The sequence below is a fragment of the Mucilaginibacter phyllosphaerae genome (assembly GCF_004378255.1).
Taxonomy (GTDB): domain Bacteria; phylum Bacteroidota; class Bacteroidia; order Sphingobacteriales; family Sphingobacteriaceae; genus Mucilaginibacter; species Mucilaginibacter phyllosphaerae.
In genome coordinates this window covers 356,202-379,197 of record NZ_SNQG01000004.1, presented here as the reverse complement: position 1 = coordinate 379,197, position 22,996 = coordinate 356,202, and the positions used below count along the sequence as shown (strand labels likewise).

Sequence of the window (22,996 nt, the reverse complement as noted above, 5' to 3'; positions counted from 1 at the left end):
GGCAATAATGGTTTAGGTTGATGGCGGGAACACCAAACGCAGATCGCTTGGTTTTGGTTTTGGCGGAACAGGTTTGCCCCTCTTTTTCAAAACTTCGGCATAAGCATTCCAGGCTACATCATATACCAGGTCGCCTTGTTGGTAATTAACAATTGCAAAAGGGCTCGGCTGATAGGTAGGCTTAGGCCCAAAATCATTCAGCTGCATTTGGTATTCATTAGGTGCCAGTATAGCAGGATACATCTGCGAGGCAGAAATAGGCACCGCGCACCCGCCCAAAGCGCCGCATGAATTATCTGATGGCGGGCTGTATGGCGAAACCTTATCGTCCTTCTTTTGTAAAAAAGTATAAGATGCAGACCCATTACAGCCACCACCACCGGCGGCAGATTGTACAAAGCCGCAACCACCTTCGCCTTTACATTCGTTAGAGCCTTTACAGGTATGGAACAGTTCGGGCGGGGCGCAGGTTGACGGATCGCGTACAATATCCTCATCCAGGTTTAAGCCCTGGCAGGCATGATATAAGTGTTTATGGCGGTTAAGCGGTTCGTCACCGGGCCCTGTAACACCTAATGCTATATTGGGAATTTTACCGAAAATAGCCCAGCAGATAGACATCCTGTCGCCCGAGCCACCCATTGAAGGATAAGGGAATGCCGTTTTGGGGTTTTGAAAATAATCGTTCAGTACGCGTGTTACACCTGCAATAGCACCTGTAGAGGTACGGCTGAAAAGATCATAATTTTTACCGTCTGCATCATTCTGCTTTAGCCTGTTTAAAGCATCGGCAATTTCTTGTGACGATGGTAGGTTTGGATAACGTTTAGGGTCGTAACCTACGGTTTCTAATAACTTGGCCGACCACTTATTGCCCTTTGCATGCCATTGGTCCCAGGTAAATATTTCGCCCGATTTGATCAATTTTAACACATACTGAAAAGTTTCGAAGTGATCCATGCCGCCAAAATGGCCGCGGGCCTCCGCTTTAGCCGAATCTATCTGCTGGCCTGTTGCATTGTATGATGGGTATTTATTACGCAGTACCGGGCAGCTTGGCCTAAACTGATCTTTAACGGCAGTTAACGTGAGTTGGGTTTGTAAATTACGCGATTTACTTACGCGAGCCAGTATGTGTTCGATAACACCTCCTCCCTCGCCCTGGTCTGTAATGCCATTGATCATATGAAGCACATCCGACAAAGCTTTTTCAGATTCGGTATGCTCAATACTGGTTGGCATAAGCGGGTACTCGTCGCTCGCTTTTTTTGTTTTATCTAATCTGCCAGGGTTAAACACCTCTTTTTGTAAAGCGGTAGTAATAACTTGTTTGCTGCCGCTTTTTGCAGATTTCTCTTTAGCTTTTTCCAGCCCTTTTTTAAATACGATACCCCATAATGTGGTACCATCTGCATATTCAATAGAAAGGTAATTCCACAACTGCAGGTACATGTTGCCTATAGATCCAAACATAGGTAAAGGGTCGCCTTCTTTCCAGTTTTGATAAGGCGCCTTATGCTCGTACAGGTGTTTTTTTGCCGGGTCGATATCTGACAGTGCTGCTTTTTCGGTTTGCTCTATCGCCAGGAATAAGTTACACTGATCTTCATCCATCGGGCCTAATTTCACCTTGATATTGGTGCTTTTGATCGTGTCTTTAAAATCCAGGATCCCCGGTAAAACAGATGAGTCCGGCGAATAACATTTCCAGGCAAAGGTGTGTTCGTCCTGCAAAGGTTCGCTGGTAAACTTAGGCTCGTAACCCACTACGTTGGCCAGGTTAGAGATGATCTGCAGGTGAAGCATTTCGGCCACAAACACACTGAATACGGCGTTAAATGCCTTATCATTGGCATTTTGCGGGTGCGCGGTTGCAGCCATACCAGGCCACATACGGCCCTGGTAAAAGTTGCTATCCTTGCTGTTAATTTCATGCATCCCCTGTAACGAGTACAGCGATGTCATGTACAAAGGGATGGTAAATAGTTCTACATTGACGGCAGACTGCACTAAAGCATGCAGGGCTTTCTCGTCAACTTCCTTGTGAGATACCGGTCGCTTCATTAACCGGTTATCATCAGTAAACAGGAGCGTTGTTTTCATGATAAGGTATTATAGGTTTAAGTTTATTCTGAAAGAAAATACAATGCTTGCAACAGGCATAGCGCCTGTGCAGATCGTATTATAATTGCTGCCCGGCAATATTTATGATAACGGGCAAGCCATGTAATGTTGGTTTAGGTTATTTTATACCTACTCTGTTAAAGGCTTTTCGGTAACTGCCCTGTTGTAATCATTCAAAAATCAAAAGCTCGGTCACACAAATCAATCCCGATGCAGCCATTGCATCAAAAAGTACATTACTTTTTCCGAGGGTAAGTTTACAGCAACTTACGCTCGCCGGTTTTACCAAAACGGTAATTTAAACTCACCTCGTGCGTAGCCGTATTAATGGCCCCCAGGTTGTTTGATGATACACCAAACTGATAACTATACCCTATCCGGAAAGTATCCGTCGTGATGGATATAATTCCGGATGCGCGTTTATCGGTACGGTAACCCGCGCCAATACCCAGTTGTTCTTTCAAATAAAAAGTACCTGTAAAATCAGCTAATAAAGGCGAGCCATTTACGTATGATACTAATGTAGTTGGTTTAAACTTTATATCATCGGCCACATCTGCAAGGTAACCACCGGTAAAGTAGTAATGGCTTTTAAGGTAGTTTGCCTGCTGTACAGATGCGGTACCTAAACTGCGGATAGTAAGCTCGGGTACGGATACGCCCAAATAATACTTATCGCTAAAAAACATCACCCCAAAACCGATGTTTGGGCTGGTTTCCCTGATATCATCTTTAAACTGTGGGTCGTAATAATCAAGGGTAGAGTAATTACCCACATAATTGCGGATCCCGGCATTTAGCGATACCGATAAATAGTTTTTAGCGGTAAGCTGAATACTTTTGGCAAAAAAGGCATTCACCTCAATTTGCTTCTCAACAGCGATCTGATCATTCAATACGTATAAACCTGCCGCACCACCAATAGATTCTATCGGTAAACTGCCACTAAGCAGTAAACTGCTTGGGGCACCATCGATACCTACAAAGCGCTTACGGCCCATAAAATTTAATGAACCGGCCTTATCCAGTAAAGAATAGGCCGGGTTAACAGGCGTTAAGTTGTCGCCGTATTGCGTATAGCTATAAATTTGCTGTTGTGCCATAAGCTTGCTGCCGCTCATCAGCAGCAGCAAGCTTAGTACAACCATAATTTGTTTTTTATTGAAGGCAAACACAAAAATCCTTATCTCACCAATCATCATTTATCCTTCAATTATAACTAATATTTCAATACGATATAACCGGTTTTGCGTTTATTTTCCTGGCCCACTTTGTAATCAAGCGCGTAGAAATAAGTGCCCGGTTTTAACAAAGATCCGTTTTTGGCATGTCCGTCAAATACGTTTCCGTTATTGCCATACTCTTTGGTTTCATAAACCAAGCTACCGTTAGTATTCATGATGGATACTTTATTACCGCTGTAAGCAGCAATACCTTCTATCACCAGGAAGTCGTTCGAGCCATCTCCGTTTGGCGACACCCCCTGGCGTACTACAACTCCATCATTATTTGCCGGCGCTAAACTATTGGCAGATTTGTTAGCAAAAAGGAACTTGCTATCATTTCTATCAACCATTAAAGTACCCATTTGCCTGGTTAAGGTTATTCTGTAGGTTTTAGATGTTACGCCGTCTTCCGCCAATACAACCATTTCAACAAAGTTGCTTCCAACCGCCATAGGCACAGGGCTCGAAAACGTGTTATTTGCCACGGGCTCTCCGTTAAGTGTTAATGATGCGTTTGAATAATTTAACAATCCTTTAAAAGCAATACTTGTGATGCTATTATTTAATATAGCCGTGTATTCTGATAGTGTGGTGCTATTACTTACCAACTTTAACGATACATCAGGATTTGTGGTTATACTTGATAATAACGCATTATTTGAAATCGTTTTGGTTATCAGCAATCTGTAGGTTTTAACCGTAGTATTATCTGCAGCAGTTACTACTACATCAATCGTGTTTAAACCAACGTTAATAGCTACCGGTGCCGAATCGGCCCCGCTTGCTGTGGATACGCCATTTACAGTTACAGTAGCGTTGATATCATTAGTAGTTGGGATAACATTTATGTTGCTGATGTTAGCGCCTACTGCTGCTGTATATTCTGTCAGTGTTGCAGTATTGTTCTGCATTTTAAGCTTCAAAGAAGGGTTGGTTGCAATGGTTGACAATAAGGCGTTATTTGACAGCACTTTAGTAACAAAAAGCCTGTATGTTTTAACAGCTACACCATCCTCTGCCGTTACCACAACATCTATCATATTGAGGCCTACATTTACCGGTATCTGACCAGAGAATACGCCGTTGGTTGCCGGTGAACCGTTTATGGATATAGTAGCGTGTATGTTGGCAGCAGTTGGTTTAATTGAAAAACTATTTACGTTAATACCTACTGTTGACCGGTAAGTTGACAGATTAGAATTACTGCTTTGCAATTTAAGAGCAATGTTAGGGCTGGTTTCAATGGCAGATAATGCCGGATTACTTGAAACAATTTTAGTAACACGGATCCTGTAAACTTTAGATGCCAGGCCATTTTTTGCTGTTGCTACAACGTCTACCACATTAACGCCAGCGCTAACCGGTACCGGTGCAGAATACACCATATTTGATGCAGATACGCCGTTAATTGTTATTGTAGCTTGCGGATCACTTAGTTCTGGCTTAATGCTAAAGCTTGTTACTTCGCTGCCTACAGTGGCTGTGTATTCGGCAAGGCTTGCAGTATTGCTTACTGCTTTTATTTTATTTGGCAGGTCGGTATCAATTCGTGAAATGATAGCGTTGCCCGACACATGCGTTGCCGTGATGGCGTAACTACTGGTTGTTACACCATCAGCCGCAGTTACCAATACATTTACGGTAATGTTTGCCGAACTGAATGCTTGAGTATAAGTTGCACCAGAAGCAACAACTGCATCATTAATTTTGATAGTAGCACCGGCATCTGCTGCTGTTGCTATAACTTTTATTGAAGGCTCGCCCTCGTTAATTTTAACCGTATAGTTAGAGGTTGCTGCATCAAAAACAGGGCTTAGGGTTGTACCCGGGTTGGCGCTTAATGCAGCCAGGGTACTGTTTGTACTATTAGCACGTACAACTGTTAAAGTGTAGGTTTGTGTAACTGACCTGTCTTGTGCGGCTACTACAATTGTAAATACGTTATTACCGGCCGCCAGTGTTGGGCTATAATTCCCCTCGTATGATTCGCCGTTTATTTGTATGAAGCCATACTGCGAGTTTGCAACCGGGGCTATTTGTATAGAAGTAGCTTGGTTTGGTACGGTTACCGTATAATTATATTTTGCAGGGTCAAAAGCAGGTGATAAGGCTGTGCCGCCTGTAACATTCAAGGCAGAAAGTGTTGCATCTGTGTTGTATGGTTTGCTGATATTAACAAGATATTCTTTAGAAGTTGAATTATCTTCTGCTATCACCAATATTGATATTTGATTATCACCACCGGATACAGGTACAGACATTGCCTGGCCTGATGTGGCATTGGTACCATATATCCTGAATAGTTTGGCATTTGCATCAGCAAGTGAGGCTGTTATATTAACCGTGTTAACCTGTTCGCCTACCGCCAGCGAGTAAGAAGTAACCGCAGGATCAAAAGATGGTGCGATAGTTCCTTCTGCAACAGATAATGATGCAAGGTTGGCATTGGTTGAAGCATCCCTTACTGTTAACGTACCCGCTACAAAGCTAATATCATAGTTTAGTGCAATAGCGTTATAAGGGCTGATATTGTAAGTACCTGCCGGTGAATTAATATTAGCAAAAGTTGTTACATCAACCGGCTGTAAAAATACTGCCTCTGTTTCGTTGTTCTTGAAGCCTGTAATCGTATAGGTAAAAGCTGGGTTTGCTTCGCCGGCCAACTTTGTTTTGTTATCGGCAGTAACGGTTAACGGCGCCCTGTCAATTTCAAAGCTACCCGGCTGGTAAGTTAAGGCATAGTTAGTGTTGTTTATTGCTACTGTGCCCTGGTTTACCGCATACGGCCCGGAATTTTCACCAGCAACGCGAACCACCGAGCCGGTAATTGCATCGCCGCTTAACAATGATCCGGATATGATGCGGTAAGCAAGCGACGGGTCTGCTTCACCATAAATTTTGGTTGCAAAAACAGACGACAACGTAATAGGCCTTGGTATAATGTTATAATTAGCACCATTATAAATAAGATTATAGCTTGCGCTGTTAGATAAGGTTAGCGTATTCTGCGTAATGGCGTAGGTACCAATTGCATTGCCCGGCTGGCGGCTTAACATGCCGGTAAATGCGTCGCCGCTTACAAGTGTACCACTATAAGAGTAACCAAGCACAGATGCTTCCGGGTCGCCATAAGGCACATTATGCTCGTAAACATTAACACTAATATCAAGCTTGCGAATGGTTAGGTTTGCACCTGTATAATTAATTGCATAATTACTGTTTAAAGCAAGTGTGCCCTGTGTAATGGCATAATTACCTGCAGTTTCGCCAGGCGTACGTGATATAGCACCGGTAAAAGAATCGCCGTTAAGCAATGCATCTGCCGTATAGGTAAGCGCCGGGTCGGCTTCTCCGTAGGTTTTGCTGGCTGCTGCCGCAGTTACATTTATAATCTTTGCACCAATGGTTAAGTTAGCGCCGGTGTAATTTAAAGTGTAATTGCTATTTAACGCTAACGAGCCCTGGCTAATGGCATAATTACCCGGTGTTTCGCCGGCTACGCGTGTTAAACTACCGGTAAAACTATCGCTAAAAGCTAAAGCATCTGCTGTATAAGTAAGGGCCGGGTTAGGGTCGCCATAGCTTTTGGTTAATGCAGTGGCTGTAACATTAATTATTTTTTTGTTGATGGTAAGATTGCTGCCCGTAAAAGACAAGGTATAGTTATTGCTTAAAGCTAATGAACCCTGGCTGATGGCATAGGTACCTACTGTTTCGCCGGTTGCCCTGGTCAGGCTGCCTGTAAATGTATCGCTAAATCCAAGTTCGGTATTGGTATAAGTTAAAGCAGGGTCTGCATCACCGTAACTTTTGGTTATTCCGGTTGCGGTTACAGTTACAGCCTTGGGGGTAATTGTTAATGTACCCGGTATTAACGTAATCGTATAATTATCATTAGCTGATTGGTAGTCGTTACCTATAATGCGCTTGTCGCCAAGTCCATTAATGCTGTAGGTACCAACGTTTTCTCCCTGCACACGGGTAAATATCCCTGTAGTACCAAGTGTTAAGCCCGGGGCAACGCTGCCACTTGCAAAAGCAAAAGAATTTAAATTCGGATCTGTGTCGCCATATACTTTAGTGCGGTCTGCAATTCTAAGAGTTACTGGCCTTTTGGTGATTGTTAAATTTGCACTTACATAAGTAACATTGTAATTGTTACCAAAGGATAACGTGCCCAGGGTTATAGGGTAGTTACCTATAATGTTGTTATTGATACCAGAGGTATTTCTGCTTAAAGCACCTGTAGGTGAATCGCCGGTTACTAATCCTGTTGTGGTGTAAGTAAAAGCCGGCTCATTATCGCCATACACTTTTGTTGATGGATTAGCCGTTATGGTAAGAGCTTTTTGATTAACTGTTAGCACTTGTGTAACATTTGCAGCGGCTAAAGTACTGGCATTACCGGCTTGTGAGGCTGTAATATTAGCAGTACCTGCGCCAACAATGTGCACCAGGTTGTTTACAATAGTTGCTACTGCTGCATTATCACTACTGTAAGTAATAGCTAATCCTCTGCTGGAAGTTGCACCTGGGGCATAATCTGCATCACCATATGTTTTTGTAGCTGTTGCAGCAAAATTAATGGTTTGCGGTGCTTTATCCCTTGTAACAGTTATTGTATAAGTTTTTGTTGTTGTACCATCCTGTGCTGTTACAACAGTAGTAATAACATTGTCGCCGGCATTTAAACTAATATTACCAGATGCTGAACCCGATGCAACTGTTGAACCATTAACCTTTACAGTAGCCCCGCTTTGGTTAAGGGTTGGTGTTACTGTAATTGATGTAACCGAGTTAGTAACACCGGCGCTGTAACTGATAACTGAACCCGAAAAAGACGGATTTAGTGTGCCCGAACTTAATGACAAACCCGATAATGTGGCATCATTTGAAGAAGTTATAAAATATCTTACAGCACCGTAAGATATACCTGCGCCACTAATTGCATAAGCCCTAACGTTGTAAGGTGTAACCGGGCTAAGGCCGGTAATAGTTGCTGAAAAAGCACCTGTTCCGCTTCCGTTTACGGCTTTTGAATCGTTTGTTGTTGGTAATGAATTTGTACTGCTGTAAACTACACCACGTTCGGTAACGGTAACATCGCTGCGTGTAACATTACCCCCTAATGTTGCAGATGTGGATGCTACAGTAACAACAGAGGTAGATAATACTGCCCTTAATGGTACACCAAAGCTATTTACCCCAACCCCGGCAGGCTGGCTGGTAAGATCTACAATCTGCGCTACATCGCCGGTAGTTAAATTAACTGTTTTGATAGCCCTGGATGCTGCTAAACCCTCGTAAATATATGCGCGGTTATTACCTGCATCAAGGCCCATAGCAACCGGCGATGTGGTAAGTGACGATTTTATTGTTACGGAGTTGTTGCCGTCGGGGTCTATCTTATATAATGCATCTGTAGCACCCAGGCTGCTTGCAGAGCCATCATTTGTAAGATAATAAATAGAACCTGCAACAGGGTCATAATCCATTGAACTGATTGTGCCCGCCTGTGCCGTAATAGACGAAGTAATAGTGTTAGAACTTAAACTAAACACTTTAATACCCCGGTTGGCTGGTACACTTTCCCATATAAATACGCGGCTATTTGGTATATCAAGGGCTAACCTTAAAGGTGATGTGGTTATAGATGAAGCGATAAGCGTTGGGGCGGAGTCGGTTGGTTTACACTTGTAAAGCGCATCTTCAACACCTGTGCTTACGCCTGCATTTGTAGTTATAAAATAAAGATAATCGGTAGCCGCATCATATTTGATATCATTAACACTATAGGGTACCGGTATAGAATTGATAAGGCTACCGGTAGTGGCATTCCTTACTTTAATAGACCTGTCTTGTGCTGTACCCGCCAGGTTAATACCTTCATAATGAAATACACGGTTACCGGCAAGATCCAAGGTTACCAAGCCCGGTAAGTAGGCAATATTAGAGGCAATAGTTGTAATATTAGCGCCGGTGTAATCCATTCTGCGAATGGCATCGTTTACATCTTTAGTGGTGTTAACACCATCCTGGGTAACATAATAAACCTGTGCCTGGCTTTGGCTTGCTGTACCCAATATTAAAAAAAGCAACACAGCAATTAAAGAACTTAAGTTCTTTCTTTTTTGTAACAGAAGTAAAAGTTTATTCATAATTTTTTTATTAAAAAACAGATATATTGTTGGCTATGGCCACTATAATTCACTGGAAAATATTTGCCCCGTTTTTAAACCATAAAAACCGGCATACCGGGCAGGCACACAGGTATTATTAATATTAAAGTATTTAATATTCAGGATTGCTCCATTCAGGCATGCAACCTTAAAACTATTATCTAAAACGATGATTGTTCCGGGTGTTTGGCTTACGTTATCTTCTGTAGCAAGCTGTGCATCCAATATTTTAAATTCAAAACCATTTATCAGTGTGCCGGCGCCGTTGTTCCAGGGCGTGCATGCTTTGATCAGGTCTAATATTTGTTTTGCGGGCATTTTTCCCCAATTAATTATCACATCAGCCAGTTGCGGCTTTTTGTAATAATTTGTGTGCGTTAGGTTTTGTTCTTTATTAAGTAATGGCTGCTTTTGGCTGAGTTTTGCAATAATTTCTGCAACTCCCCTAACCTGTAACTCGCTAAATAATTGATTTATATAACTATAATTATGGTATTCTTCATTTTTAATGCTTTGTTCCCAAACCACCGTGCCGGCATCAAACTTATCTGTTAACACATGTATGGATAATCCAAGCTGCGCTTCGCCGTTTTTTAATTGCCAAAAAACTGGTGCCGGTCCCCTGTATTGCGGCAAGCTGCCGTAATGTATGTTATATATGCCCATTGGCACTCCCAATAGTTGTAAAACATCTATTTTGTGAGCATATCCTGTAACAAATATTATATCGGGCTGATGCACTTGCTGCCAGTTGTAAAGTTCAGCTCTATTATTTTCTGCGTAAAATGCAATTCCGTTAGTACTGCAAAAACCAGCCAGATCATGTTCGCTTATATCTGATTGAGCTGATTTGGCAAAATATAATGTAACCCCTGCTTGTATATTGCTTAAGTATCCAAGCAGGGGTATGCATATTTTAGAATTTGACACAATTCCAATTTTCATTAGCTCATCGCCAAATTCTTATAATTGTAATGCATGATAATTATGGCCTTGAAGGATAGATCCCTTCAGTAGCGATAATAAAGTTTACAGCTAAAACAGGCTGTACAATGTTTAATGGTGAGTTACCACCTGCAGCGGCAACTGTAACTGCAGATGTACCGGTAGCTGTTACACCCTTTAACTGAGAATTTGCCGTTGGGGCATCTGAATAAAATGGAAGAGGTGTACCATCCTCGGGATTGGCATTATAACCAATATAATTACCTGCTGCCAAACCTTGATTAGGAGTAGTTGTATTTACATCGATACTAACGTTAACGGCAACAGTAGCAGTTGCTGCATGGATGTGCGAAGGCATTTGCTGTGACAAAATCGTTACGTTCTCTGTACCTACAGCAGCGCCTAATGGATAATAGGAGCCAGGGCCCTGGCCTACATGTACAGGTGTACGGCCCTGTAAGTTTGGAAGTGCAAAGGATGAAGAGCCGTCGCCACCATACGTTGTACCTAAAATTGAAAATAATGCGCTGTTTTGTGAAATTGACATTAATGAGCCGTTACAAAGAGCCCAGCCCTTTGGTGCAAAGTTGCCGGCAAACATTTTAATTTCCCCAATAAGTGGATCCATAATTTAAAAATGATAAGGTTTAAGATTTAATAATTTAGTTATTTATTAGTGAGTAAATATAGATATATTAATTTATTCGATAATAATTTATTTATAAAAACGTTATGCATCACCTTTTCCAATCAATTCCCTTATCACAGCAAAACTTTATTTAACAAATCTCTATTATAAATCACAATTTGCATAGGGTAAAAACAGCTTTTTTCAAAATAGCTTAAAGTGGAAAAAAGGCGCTCGGCACATTTGTATATCTGTACATAAATGGCCACTTTCGATAAACCTTAAAAAAGACTATTATGCAATTAAAAAGACACTTGTTTTATGTTGCCGCAGCGGCACTTGCCTTTAGCGCCTGCCAAAACCAACATGCAGATTTAGCCGAAAAACCCAAACCGGTAACGTTTAATTACGACAGCCTGAGTTATGAGCAAGCTAAAAATTATGTAAAAAATTACGAGAAACGCGCAGGTACGGTAGATTCTACCTATAAAGAAAGAGGTGTTAACCTGGTCAAAAGAAGGCCGGATACGCGTTGTATCTGGTTTAGTGCCCAGCGCTTGCAAACCCTGCTCGATAAAATAAAAAGCGAGGGTGGCGATGGCATCCGTTTTTACCTGGCTACATATGATACAACCTACAATGCCAAGATGATTGGCGGTATTGTACCGCCACGCGAGTACTGGGGCTACAACACGCTGATCATGGTATCTACAAAAGACAGTACCAATAAGGTTGACGAAAAATTTCACCGCGACTATTTTACAAGCAAGCCGGCTAATTCAAACAAACCTGCACTTGGCTTTATTGTAGGCGCCCCACCAGAAAACCGCGGGGAACTTTGCCCCCCACCCGTAAAATGCACCAGCGTAGGCGCATTGCTTATTCCTTAAAAAATGATATTAAATAATTTAAAAATATTTGTTACTGTTAACACAGCATCAGAGTTTTTATGTTTCCTGGCAGCGCTTATTTTTCTTTACCGGGAAAAAAGCGTTGCCTGGAAACTCTTTATTCCTTTTTTACTGCTAACCTGCTGTACAGAGCTGGCAGGTATTTACATACGCGAATTTATGGCCGTATCAAATTATGGCATTTATAACGTTTATGTGCTTTTTGAATGCGGCTTTACCAGCTATTTCTTTTTTTATCTGTACAAAAGTTACCATTATAAAATAAAGTGGCTGTATATCTGGGTTGCTATTTTTATGGTGATGTATGTAACAGATCTGCTTTATCATGATTTTTCCAGGTTCGTGTCAACTACAGCGTCTGTTATGTCGGTAGTATTTGTGCTGGCCAGCCTTTACTTTTACTTCCTTAAACTTAAGGACGAACATTTTGAACCGCTTACTTTTTCGGCCCCGTTTTGGTGGGTCAGCGGTACGCTCTTCTTTTACTTTGGAAGCACCGCCTGCAATAATTTTTTAGATTATCTGGCGCTGTATGAACGTATCACCTTCAGCAGATCTATACGGTACGTAATTTTCAATATTTTAGATATTATCTTGTACATTTTCTGGTCATACGCTTTCATATGCAGATATCGTCAAAGGAAGTCATCTCCCTTATTGGGTTAACATCCATCATATTTTTAATTGCGCCGCTATTTCTTATCCTGTATGTATTATCATACAACCGCAGGAAAAAGAGCCATCAGGAGGAAACTATTATGCTGCAAAAAAACTTTGAAACCGAACTTTTAAGAACACAAATGGAGGTACAGGAGCAAACCTTAAAAACAGTTGCTTATGACCTGCATGACAATATTGGCCAGCTGCTTAGTTTAACCACCATTACCTTGAGTTCGATAAACCTTAACGACAACCAAAATACGGCCGAAAAAATAGCCCTGGTAGAAGACCTTACCCTGCGGTCTATCAAAGAAGTTAAGGCGTTGTCGCGTTTGTTACATGGCGAGGAAATTGTGAGCCGCGGCTTAAGGGCAGCCATAGAATTTGAGCTGGAGTGGCTCAAACGATCAGACAGGTTTAAAATATCCCTGCAGCATAATAATATACCTTTTACTGGCGATAGTTCCGTAGAAACCATTATTTTCCGCCTGTTTCAAGAGATCATTAACAACATTCTTCAGCATGCCAAGGCAACCCAAATTAGCATTACTTTAGAGGGTGCGGTTGACAGTTTTAAGCTGATGATAGCCGATAATGGCATAGGTTTTAATGTAGATGAAATTATAAACAGAAAAGCAGGCATGGGCCTGCATAATATTATTAAACGAAGTACAATGATAAACGGTAATGCCGCTATTGTATCTTCGCCGGAAAAAGGAACAACCATCACTATAACCGTACCGTACAAATAACCATGCAAACCCCTAAAGTAAACATTGCAATTGTAGACGACCACACGCTGTTCCGCCAGGGATTAGCGCATCTGCTAACCGAATCTAACGAAATTAATGTTTTGTTTGATGCGGATAACGGTGCAGATATGATAAAAAAACTGTGCGATAATGCATTACCAGATGTGATTTTAATGGACATTACCATGCCCATTATGGATGGATACGAAACTACCCGCTGGCTGAAAGAAAACCACCCACAAGTTAACGTACTTGCCTTAAGCATGTTTGAAGAAGATAAACCTATTATCGGGATGCTTAAAAGCGGGGCCGGGGGTTATATGCTTAAACAATCAAAGGCGGCCGACCTGGTAAGCGCTATCAAGGGTATTGCAGCGCAATCATTTTACATTAACGAACTTGTATCCGGCAAGCTGCTGCGTAACATCCAAAACAACCACCCTGTTAAAAATACACCTATCGGCTTAAACAACAACGAACTGAAGTTTTTAGAACTATGCTGCTCGGATCTTACCTATAAGCAAATTGCCGATATGATGAACCTTAGCCCCCACACCATAGATAATTATCGTGAAGCCCTGTTCCAGAAATTTGAGGTAAAATCAAGAACAGGACTGGTAATATCTGCCCTAAAAAACGAGCTTATTAAGATTTAAGAATGATAACTAAGATGCAGGTACTTTAGCAACAGGCTTTTTAACTGTTTTAACAGTCGCCGGTTTCTCTGCTTTTACAGGCTCGGGTGCTTTTGGCATATCCGCTGCTTTAGGTTCTTTAACTAAAACGGCTTCATCTACCTTAATATCTTTTGCAAATTTTTTGGCCAGCTTTTTAGCCTCTTTCTCTATTTTCTTATCTAATTTTTTAGATGCGGCACCAAATTTTGCGGTTGTTTCTTTTAACTGGGCAACCAAGGTTTGATGAATAGCCTTTTGTGCAGTTTTTTTTGCTTGTTTAATAAGCGGCTTAAGTTTATTTTTCATGTATCTGTTTATGATATTTGCAAAAGTAAGTTACATAAACATTAATTCAATATTATCATTATGTTAAGCACGAGGAATTTGCTTAACACAATAGGTTTGTAAACATTAATGTTTAGCTTATATCTGATTTGATTAGCCTGAAAAATATTTAATATATAAAAAATATTAGGGACGATCAATAATACGTACACTTCAAAAAAAAGAACCCCTCTGAAGTTTAATTCAGAGGGGTTTTGATCTGGTATCGCTTGTTGTCGGGATGGCAGGATTCGAACCTGCGGCCTCCACATCCCAAATGTGGCGCGATACCGGGCTACGCTACATCCCGATTGGGATTGCAAAGGTAGCTTTTTTACATAGCTGTGCAAACTTTTTTTAAAAGAATTTGCAGGCATTTGTTTAACCAATTCATTAGCAAAAACTTAGCATAAAATATTTTTTTATTTAACATCAAATAAGGCTTTAAGCAGCCAGAATAGTACATAGTAGTTATTGATAAATATAATCTCCGGTAAATGTCCGCATCAGTAAGTGATTCCGGCATTTATATTGTATGCTATTGTACAGCCAGCTTTATGTAGGCTATTTTCTTACGGTTATCTGTCCAGGTAGCATAAACAAATCCGGCTTTATCATAAATAATTGCCGGATAGCTAAACTCGCCTGTTTTTTGATCCTCAAAGGTTAAAAGGTCCTTCCAGGTTATACCATCACGAGAGCAGGCCAACTTTAAAACAGACCTTCCCTCCCACCAGTTTTTGCCGGATGTTAAGGGGTTATATACAAGCAATTGCAACCCGCCTGCAGTTGTTACTGCATCAATACCCGAATTTGGGTTAGGTATAGATGTGGCTGTTACCTTCGACCAGCTTTTACCACCATCAGCCGACCAGCTTTGCACAATCACATTCTGCTTGCTGCGGGCAAGCAGTTGCAGCCTGTTGTGCGGATATAATAAAATGGTGGGCTGTATTACCTGGAAAGTATCGCAATTGATATTGATCCTTTTCCAGTTTTTAATATTTGCGTCTGTTGTTTCTAAATGGATAGTCCAGCTTTTTTCATCTATGCTTTCTACACTGCACGGATACAGTATGGTACCGTTTTTTAACTGTACAGGCTTGTTTTTTATAGGGCCCAGGAAACCATCTGGCAATGCCGTAAGTGCCGACCATGTTTTACCTTCATCTGCGGACACCTTGTACATCGCCTTCCATTCCCTGGGGTTTATACCCACTTTGTAATGAAGATAAAGTTTACCGTTGTGTGCTTTAAATAACACGGGGTTCCAACAGGCGTATGTTTTGTTATCCGTAGTGGTGCCTTTGGCAATTTTTACCGGTTTGCCCCAACTATTGTTTTTAAGTATCGATGCCCAGATGCAAACATCGCTACTACCTTCGTGGTCGCCACCAAACCACGCAGCCATAAACTTTTTATGATTCAATTGAACAATAGTAGATGCGTGTGATGCCTTGAAATCACTTTTATCAAAAATATATCCGCGGTTGATCACCCGGATATTTTGTGACAGCCCCGCCGCAACGGCAACAAACAAAACAGCAATACTTAAAACTAAATTTTTTATGTTTAACATAAGGGCTAACTTACATCTTTGGCATTTGAATTTAAAACAAAAGCATTTGTGTTACATCTTTTTTATTATATGCCAAAGCCACACACCATTATTATTAAAAAAACTCAATAAAAAAACCCTGTTAAACATTAGTTTAACAGGGTTGCTGGCAATAATGCCATTTTAACAGCTACATGCTTGATTAATAACCGGGGTTTTGTGTTAATTGCTTGTTGATGTCAATTTCTGACTGTGGTATCGGGAAGATCAATCTTTTGCTGCTGATATCCGTGTAGGCATTTGCAGGAAGATAGGATAACTGCGTTTTGATTTTTGTACCAAAAGCAGACATTACGCTTATAGCCTGGCCGGTGCGCACCAGATCCAACCAGCGGTGATTCTCAAAAGCAAGTTCAACCCGGCGCTCTTTTGCAATAGCAATGCGCAGATCGCCCTGGCCGGATGCCGTAGTTGCCGCCAAACCGGCACGTGCCCTTACCTGGTTAAGATAAGGTATGGCCTGGGTTGATTTACCTTCTTCATTCAGGCATTCTGCAAGCAAAAGCAACACATCGGCATAACGGTAAACTAACCAATCATCTCCTGCATTATTAAAAAACAGATATGGCGGATGCGTATATTTTTTACAGTAGGTATCATTAACAGTGATCACGTTCCCGCTGGCATCTGTTGTTTGATAGCTAAACGCGATGGATGCGTCTTTACGGGTATCGCCGTTTTCGTAGGCGGCAATCAAATCAGGTGTGGGTTTATTCCAGCCACCTGTTGTTTTATTATCGCCTGCCACCCCTAAGATGTACTTAACTTCCGAAACGTTAGGTGCAAACTGAAATGCAAAGTTGTTTTGCTGCCCTTGCGGCCCAGCCAGGTATTGTATCTCAAAAATAGATTCGGGTGTATTTTTATTAGCAAATATATCTGCATAATTAGCCACTAAACTATATCCCAGGCCTGTTACATCTGTAAGTACCACTTCGGCTTCGGGGTATTTTTTCTGGGTCATATAAACATAACCCAGTAAGGTTTTAGCAGAGCCTTTGGTAACCATACCCTTTGTAGATTGCTGTGCAGGCAATAAGCTTGCCGCACTTGTAGCATCAGCTATGATCTGTTTATAAACATCATCAGCCGACGAACGCGGCAAATAAGCTTCTGCGTTAGAGCCCACTTCTTTTAAATGTAAGGGTACACCACCAAAATACTGCACCAGTTCAAAGTAGTAAAAGGCGCGCAAAAACTGCGCCTGCCCTTTTAAATTGGCTTTTACAGTAGCGTCTACATCGGCATTATCTATCCGGTCTAAAATAGCATTGGTTCTGGCTATACCTACATAACAATTGGCATATTTGTTTGTGCCATTTATGTTTATAGGTATATCTAAAAAACCCGAAATATCCCACTTAGCGCTAAATTGCCCGCCCTGTAAACCCGGACTTGCAAAATACGTTGCATTGTCTGACCGCATTTCGCCCATAACATAGGCATCGTTGTACACATTGCGTAAAGGTACATATGCCCCTACAACAGCCTGCGTAAAATCGCTCGCTGTTTTAAAATAGGTTACCTCGGTTACCCCTGTTTGAGGGGCCAACTCTATAAAGCTTTTTTTGCAGGCAGATAAACCTACTGCAATTATGGCTGTAATTAATATTCTGACTCTCATAATCATGATAATTATTTGATTAAATCTTTGTTATTTTAAATTAACATTTACACCAAAACTTATGGTACGGGGAACCGGATACGAAGTATTATCGATACCAATATCCAAAGGTGTGCTGCCACCCTCGTTGCCACTTACTTCCGGGTTGGCACCGCTGTACTTGGTAAATACAAATAGCTGCTGTGCACTGGTATAAAGCCTTACACTTTTTATATACCTATTATTGGTATTCATCGGTACAGTGTAACCTAATGTTACGTTCTTAACCGTAAGGTAGCTGGCATCGCTTACCCAGCGGGAGTTGGTGTACCTTGCCAACGCAGTACCTACTACAATTCTTGGGTGTACGCCGTCGCCGGGGTCTGTAGGCGATTTCCAACGGTTTGCCACATCTTTGGTTACATTAAACACACCATCCAAATTTTGGATGTATTCTAAAGTGCGGTTTTGAAGATCGCCGCCATAAGCACCCGATATAGTAGTGCTGAAATCAAAGTTTTTGTAAGACAGGCTATTAGTCATACCATATGTAAAATCAGGATTAGGGTTACCAATTACGGTCTGGTCTTTCAGATCAATTACACCATCGCCATTGATATCAGCATATTTAACAGTCCCCACATCAGATTTAGAATCTGCACCTAAATACTTGGCCGAATTATCAAAATCCTGCTGATCTTTGTACACACCGATAAATTTATAGCCATAAAAAACGCTCAGTGGCTGGCCAATCATCTGGATATTGGCGCTATTAGGATCTCTTGGCAGGTTTCTGGAATAGGGGCCTAAATCAAGGATCTTACTCCGTACAAAACTGATGTTGAAATTCGTTGACCACTTAAGGCTACCAACCAGGTTTTGGCTATTGATCGAAAACTCGTGCCCGTGAAACTGAAATTTGCCAACATTAGCAGATATAGAAGAAAAACCGGAAGCCAGCGGCACACCAACGTTATATAACATTGCAGTGGTGATCTTATGAAAATAATCATACGTAAAAAAGATCCGGCCATTTAATGCGCTGAAATCCAAACCAAGATCCAACTGTCTTGATTTTTCCCAGGTAAGGTCTTTGTTACCGATGTTTGATATGGATGTACCAGGTGTTAAACTACCATCAAAGGTATAATTAGTGATCTGTGTACGCGGTATATAACCATAGTTGCCGATATTAAAGTTACCGTTTAAACCGTAACCTGCCCGTAATTTCAGGTTAGAGATGAATGAAACATCAGACATGAACTTTTCTTCAGAAATGTTCCATCCGGCTGATATGGCCGGGAAATTACCATACTTTGCATTCGGCGCAAAACGCGATGACCCATCCCGTCTGAACGATGCCGAAAGCAGGTACCTATTTTTATAGTTATAATTTAAGCGGGAAACAAATGATGCTAACGACCATTCCTGTATATCAAATACGGGTGGATTAAACTGCGTAGCAGCAGATAAGGATGATATGGCATCGTTAGGGAAACCAAAACCTGATGTGCGGTTATAATCCTGACGGTATTTTTGCGCTGTGTAACCAACCAATACATCAAAATTATGATCACCTATAGAGTGCTTATAGTTCAATGTATTTTCGGCCAGCCACGAATAGTAAATATTGCTGGTGCTGCTTGCATTAGCCGTAATTGGCGGAGGGGCAAATAAACCACCCGTTGTTGATGGGTTCCACTGCTGGTTCTGCTCATTCACATAGTCGATGTTGATGGACGACCTAAAAGTTAAACCCTTTATAATTTCGAGGTTTGCGTATGCGTTAGATAAAAGCCGGCCTTTTTGCGTATTATTTTTTGCTTCCGTTGCAACCCGGTACCAGTTTGGGTTACCAAATAAACCCGGCGATTGCGAAGTTAACGGCAACGAGCCATCAGGATTTATGTAAGGCGATATAGGCGAACTGGCTATGGCATTCTGAAGAATACCACCGCCAAAAATATTACCATCCGTGTTTCCGTTTGCAAGTTTTTCGTAAGTCGGGGCTACATTCAGGCCTATAGATAATTTGTCGTTAAATTTATAATCGCTGTTTACCCTTGCACTGTACCGTTTGTAATTTGATGCAATAAGCACACCATCCTGGTTAAGCACACCAATAGTAGCAGCTGTTCTTAATTTTTCCGTACCGCTGGTAAGCGAAAGATTGTAACTCTGTATAGGGGCATTACGAAGTAATACGTTATACCAATTGGTACCCTTACCAGCATATTGTGATGGATTTTGATATTCTGCCGGCATAGCAATACCTGCACCGCCCTTTGAACGATCTATCCTGTCGTTCTCTTTAAAAACATCCTGTTCGTACTGCGCAAATTCCTCCGCATTCATCATATCCGGGCGCCCTTTTTGCGGTACGCTCTGTATGCCGTAAAAAGCATCAAAACTTAAGTTGCTTTGCCCCGGTTTGCCGCTTTTAGTAGTGATAATAATAACACCGTTTGCAGCCCTTGATCCGTATAATGCGGTAGATGAGGCATCTTTTAAAACCGTAAAAGATTCTATTTCGGCAGGGTTTAAATTATTAATACCACTAACCAATGGCACACCATCCACAACATATAAAGGCTGGGCGCTTGCACCAATAGATGCGGCACCACGTATCCTGATAGAGATCCCCTGCCCCGGTACACCCGTAGTTTGATTTACCAAAACACCCGGCGTGCGGCCCTGAATGCTTTGTGTAAATTGTGTTACCGGCTGATCTTTAACGTCAGCTGCCTTAATAGTGGTTACCGCGCCTGTTATATCTGCCTTCCGTTGAGAGCCGTAAGCCACCACCACTACTTCATTAAGTGCTTTAGAATCGGCAGTTAGTTTAATATTTACTACAGCAGTGCTGTTTACGGGCACTTCTTTAGTTACGTAACCGATGTACTTAACTACTAAAACGGCGTTGCCGCTGCTTACGTTAAGTTTAAAGTTACCGTTTACATCTGTTGCAACGCCGTTGGTTGTGCCTTTTTCACTTACGGTTACGCCTACTAAGGCTTCTCCGTTGTCGCCGGTTACTTTACCGGATACTTCAAAAGCTTGTTTAATATTGTTTCCATTTGCCCTGGCTGTGTTCATTCCTGTAGTTGAACAGAACAGGAATAACATCAAAAAAAGGAAATGGCGAAGCCAGGCCCCCCTCGGGGAGGTTAAATTTGTAAAAATAATCATAATGTTAAATTAGGTTAATTAATAATTGATTTGACTAAATGGCATCGGCACCAATTGGGTGGGTGCAATAACATTTATACAATCACAATGCTTCTAAAGCACTGCGACTATGGTCTTTTTAAGTGTACTTTTTTATCAAATTGACTCATTAAGGGTTAGTATTAAATACGTTAGTTACTTTGCCTTGTGTAAGAGCAAAGTATTAGCATGAAATTCAATTCTAATTGGTTTATAAGATGATTTAGAAAGTGATCATTAAATCATCTCTTGTAAAGTTCCAATAAATACTCCCTTAAAGAATATATAAAATGACATTTATGTTATCCAAATTGATAAATATTTAACTGTTCAAACGGTTATATTTTTACAAAAAACAGGTAATAAAAAAGGAGCTACCCATATGCAGAATAGCTCCTTTTCGTATTAAAAAACCTTTTTAAAAAGGCGCAAACACCTATGTGTACTGGTATCTTTATAATTGTGTGTTAGCAAACCTGCTTAACTTCTATACCCAGTAATTGGCCCAATTTATGCAATTTAGAGCCTATATGCCCTACCCCAACGGCACAATGATGAGCGGGGCCGTTGCTGTTCCAATTATTAACAAAGTTTCTGGCCCCTATCGGGAATTTGTACCGGCTATTGGTATTCCCTATCTCTAAAATAGGCCCCGCAACAGACTCCCCTTCTGCCACCAGCAACATTAATTTGCCGCCCGCCTGTTCCACTACAGACAATAACGTAACCGGCCCGTTCTTTACCGACATTTCTACAGAAAGCCCCTTACCAACCTTGCCATGATACACCGTTAATGGCCTGATTTTGGTTTTGCCCTGTGCTATGGCAATGTGGCCCGGCCCGTCATGCCCCATTAAAACCACATCTGCGGTAAAATCAATCGCATAATATTCTGTAAAAGAGCCGCCTGCACCAAAACTATCCATTATCTTCATAGCCTGTGCATTTTTAATTTCATATTCGCCCGCTACCGGGATGCCTCTGGCCGTAAGTAAAGAATTGCCTAAAATTATAGAGCTTATGGTATCTTCGTTATCAAAATCACCTGTACCTTTATAGTAGTATGCCATGGAACCCAGCTTGTGGGTTTCCACCAATTTATCAAGCGCTACAGATGTACGCGCAGCACGCTGCAACTCTTCCTGGGTACAATCATCCTGTATCTCAAATTCATTTTTAAAAACCTGTACCCTTTGCTCTATTTCTGTTGCAGATACATTTTTACGCAAAGCTGCCAGTTCATCTACCTCCAATAACTCTATATGCCCGCCAAATACTGCATAGTGCTGTGTAAGGTCCGAATAGATATCAAGCATCCCGCTGTAATAATGCCCCATGCAGCCCAGCCGGTTATAGGCCATAATATTGGCCACTTTTGCGGCAGATACCCATTCGCTCACTTCATTCCAGCATTCAGGGTCATTATTTAAAACACCTGTTATCTGATGAAATTTTATTCCTGTGCGGGTAAATACGTTAGCCAGCTCGGGTACCGGGCATGCCGAACAGAATGCTAACCACTCGCCGGTCATTTCTGCACGGTTGCTCATCGCATTAAATGCCGTATAATCTATTGCTGCTTCGGGCGACAGGTTAAGAATAATTACCGGCACCTTAGCGCGTTGCACAACAGGCAATACTGTTGCAGATAGGGCGTAAGTTGATACATACAAAAAAATAATATCCACATCTTCTTTACGAAAAGTGCGGCCGGCATCAAACGCCTTTTCCGGAGTATCTATTAGCCCCAGGTTTATAATTTCCGGATGAATTTTAGCTATATTCGCTTCAACAACAGACAAGTAACCCTCCAGCCGATCCTTTAATCCTTTAAATTGCTCCCAGTAGGCTTCAAGTCCAATACCAAATAATCCAATTTTTAACGTATTCTGCATGTATTTAATTTCGATATTTTGTAAAGATCCTTCGGATTAACAGCAGGCTGTTACCCTTAAATCTGATCGATCAGGTTTAACGGCACTTGCTACCAGAATATGAATTATCTTGCTATTTATGTTTATATTATTGGTGATACGGCATCGGTTAGGGTTGGTGACGTATTAGTGTTTCAAATCTAAATCCATGCAAATCATAAGTGTTATCCATTTTGATAAATAGATTATACAATATGATAAAAAGAGT

General features: G+C 41.3%; 14 protein-coding genes and 1 tRNA gene. 4 read left to right on the top strand and 11 right to left on the bottom strand.

Annotation, left to right across the window (positions count from 1 at the left end):
* Positions 1-12: 12 nt before the first annotated feature.
* The 5 genes from E2R65_RS12805 to E2R65_RS12785 all read right to left on the bottom strand — a co-directional run bounded on the left by E2R65_RS12805 (position 13) and on the right by E2R65_RS12785 (position 11,102).
* A complete protein-coding gene (locus E2R65_RS12805; protein ID WP_134336866.1) occupies positions 13-2,103 on the bottom strand; it encodes a ferritin-like domain-containing protein in 2,091 nt (696 codons plus the stop codon).
* Between the two features lie 278 nt (positions 2,104-2,381).
* On the bottom strand, positions 2,382-3,272 hold the full coding sequence (locus tag E2R65_RS12800; RefSeq protein ID WP_158285278.1) for a PorP/SprF family type IX secretion system membrane protein: 891 nt from the start codon (positions 3,270-3,272) through the stop codon (positions 2,382-2,384).
* A 71-nt stretch (positions 3,273-3,343) separates the two neighbouring features.
* On the bottom strand, positions 3,344-9,508 hold the full coding sequence (locus E2R65_RS12795; RefSeq protein ID WP_134336864.1) for an MBG domain-containing protein: 6,165 nt from the start codon (positions 9,506-9,508) through the stop codon (positions 3,344-3,346).
* Between the two features lie 42 nt (positions 9,509-9,550).
* Positions 9,551-10,474, bottom strand: coding sequence for a methionyl-tRNA formyltransferase (locus E2R65_RS12790; RefSeq protein ID WP_134336863.1), 924 nt, complete (start codon positions 10,472-10,474; stop codon positions 9,551-9,553).
* 40 nt (positions 10,475-10,514) lie between these two features.
* Positions 10,515-11,102, bottom strand: coding sequence for a phage tail protein (locus tag E2R65_RS12785; protein WP_204986309.1), 588 nt, complete (start codon positions 11,100-11,102; stop codon positions 10,515-10,517).
* A gap of 296 nt (positions 11,103-11,398) precedes the next feature.
* Between E2R65_RS12785 and E2R65_RS12780 the strand changes: the two genes are divergently transcribed.
* From E2R65_RS12780 to E2R65_RS12765, 4 genes are read left to right on the top strand one after another with little or no spacing between them, the layout of a single operon-like run.
* On the top strand, positions 11,399-11,992 hold the full coding sequence (locus tag E2R65_RS12780) for a hypothetical protein (protein WP_134336861.1): 594 nt from the start codon (positions 11,399-11,401) through the stop codon (positions 11,990-11,992).
* Positions 11,993-11,995: 3 nt separating this feature from the next.
* Positions 11,996-12,679, top strand: coding sequence for a hypothetical protein (locus E2R65_RS12775; RefSeq protein ID WP_134336860.1), 684 nt, complete (start codon positions 11,996-11,998; stop codon positions 12,677-12,679).
* Positions 12,637-13,425 (top strand): sensor histidine kinase, encoded by a 789-nt coding sequence (locus E2R65_RS12770; RefSeq protein ID WP_134336859.1) that lies wholly within the window; start codon positions 12,637-12,639, stop codon positions 13,423-13,425. The genes E2R65_RS12775 and E2R65_RS12770 overlap by 43 nt, the downstream gene beginning before the upstream one ends.
* A 2-nt stretch (positions 13,426-13,427) precedes the next feature.
* Positions 13,428-14,081: a response regulator transcription factor gene (locus E2R65_RS12765; RefSeq protein ID WP_134336858.1), complete on the top strand. Its 654-nt coding sequence runs from the start codon at positions 13,428-13,430 to the stop codon at positions 14,079-14,081.
* A 9-nt stretch (positions 14,082-14,090) separates the two neighbouring features.
* On the opposite strand, the gene E2R65_RS12760 is transcribed toward E2R65_RS12765, so the two are convergent.
* The 6 genes from E2R65_RS12760 to E2R65_RS12735 form a co-directional block, all read right to left on the bottom strand.
* A complete protein-coding gene (locus E2R65_RS12760) occupies positions 14,091-14,408 on the bottom strand; it encodes a hypothetical protein (protein ID WP_134336857.1) in 318 nt (105 codons plus the stop codon).
* 254 nt (positions 14,409-14,662) lie between these two features.
* Positions 14,663-14,736, bottom strand: a tRNA-Pro gene (locus E2R65_RS12755).
* A gap of 228 nt (positions 14,737-14,964) precedes the next feature.
* Complete coding sequence (locus E2R65_RS12750) at positions 14,965-16,005, bottom strand: sialidase family protein (RefSeq protein WP_134336856.1); 1,041 nt, start codon at positions 16,003-16,005, stop codon at positions 14,965-14,967.
* A 181-nt stretch (positions 16,006-16,186) separates the two neighbouring features.
* The gene (locus E2R65_RS12745) at positions 16,187-17,668 is read right to left on the bottom strand and encodes a RagB/SusD family nutrient uptake outer membrane protein (RefSeq protein WP_134336855.1); all 1,482 of its coding nucleotides are present in this window, start codon (positions 17,666-17,668) and stop codon (positions 16,187-16,189) included.
* A gap of 30 nt (positions 17,669-17,698) precedes the next feature.
* On the bottom strand, positions 17,699-20,743 hold the full coding sequence (locus E2R65_RS12740) for a SusC/RagA family TonB-linked outer membrane protein (RefSeq protein ID WP_158285277.1): 3,045 nt from the start codon (positions 20,741-20,743) through the stop codon (positions 17,699-17,701).
* A gap of 578 nt (positions 20,744-21,321) precedes the next feature.
* Positions 21,322-22,749: an L-arabinose isomerase family protein gene (locus E2R65_RS12735; protein ID WP_134336853.1), complete on the bottom strand. Its 1,428-nt coding sequence runs from the start codon at positions 22,747-22,749 to the stop codon at positions 21,322-21,324.
* Positions 22,750-22,996 lie beyond the last annotated feature (247 nt).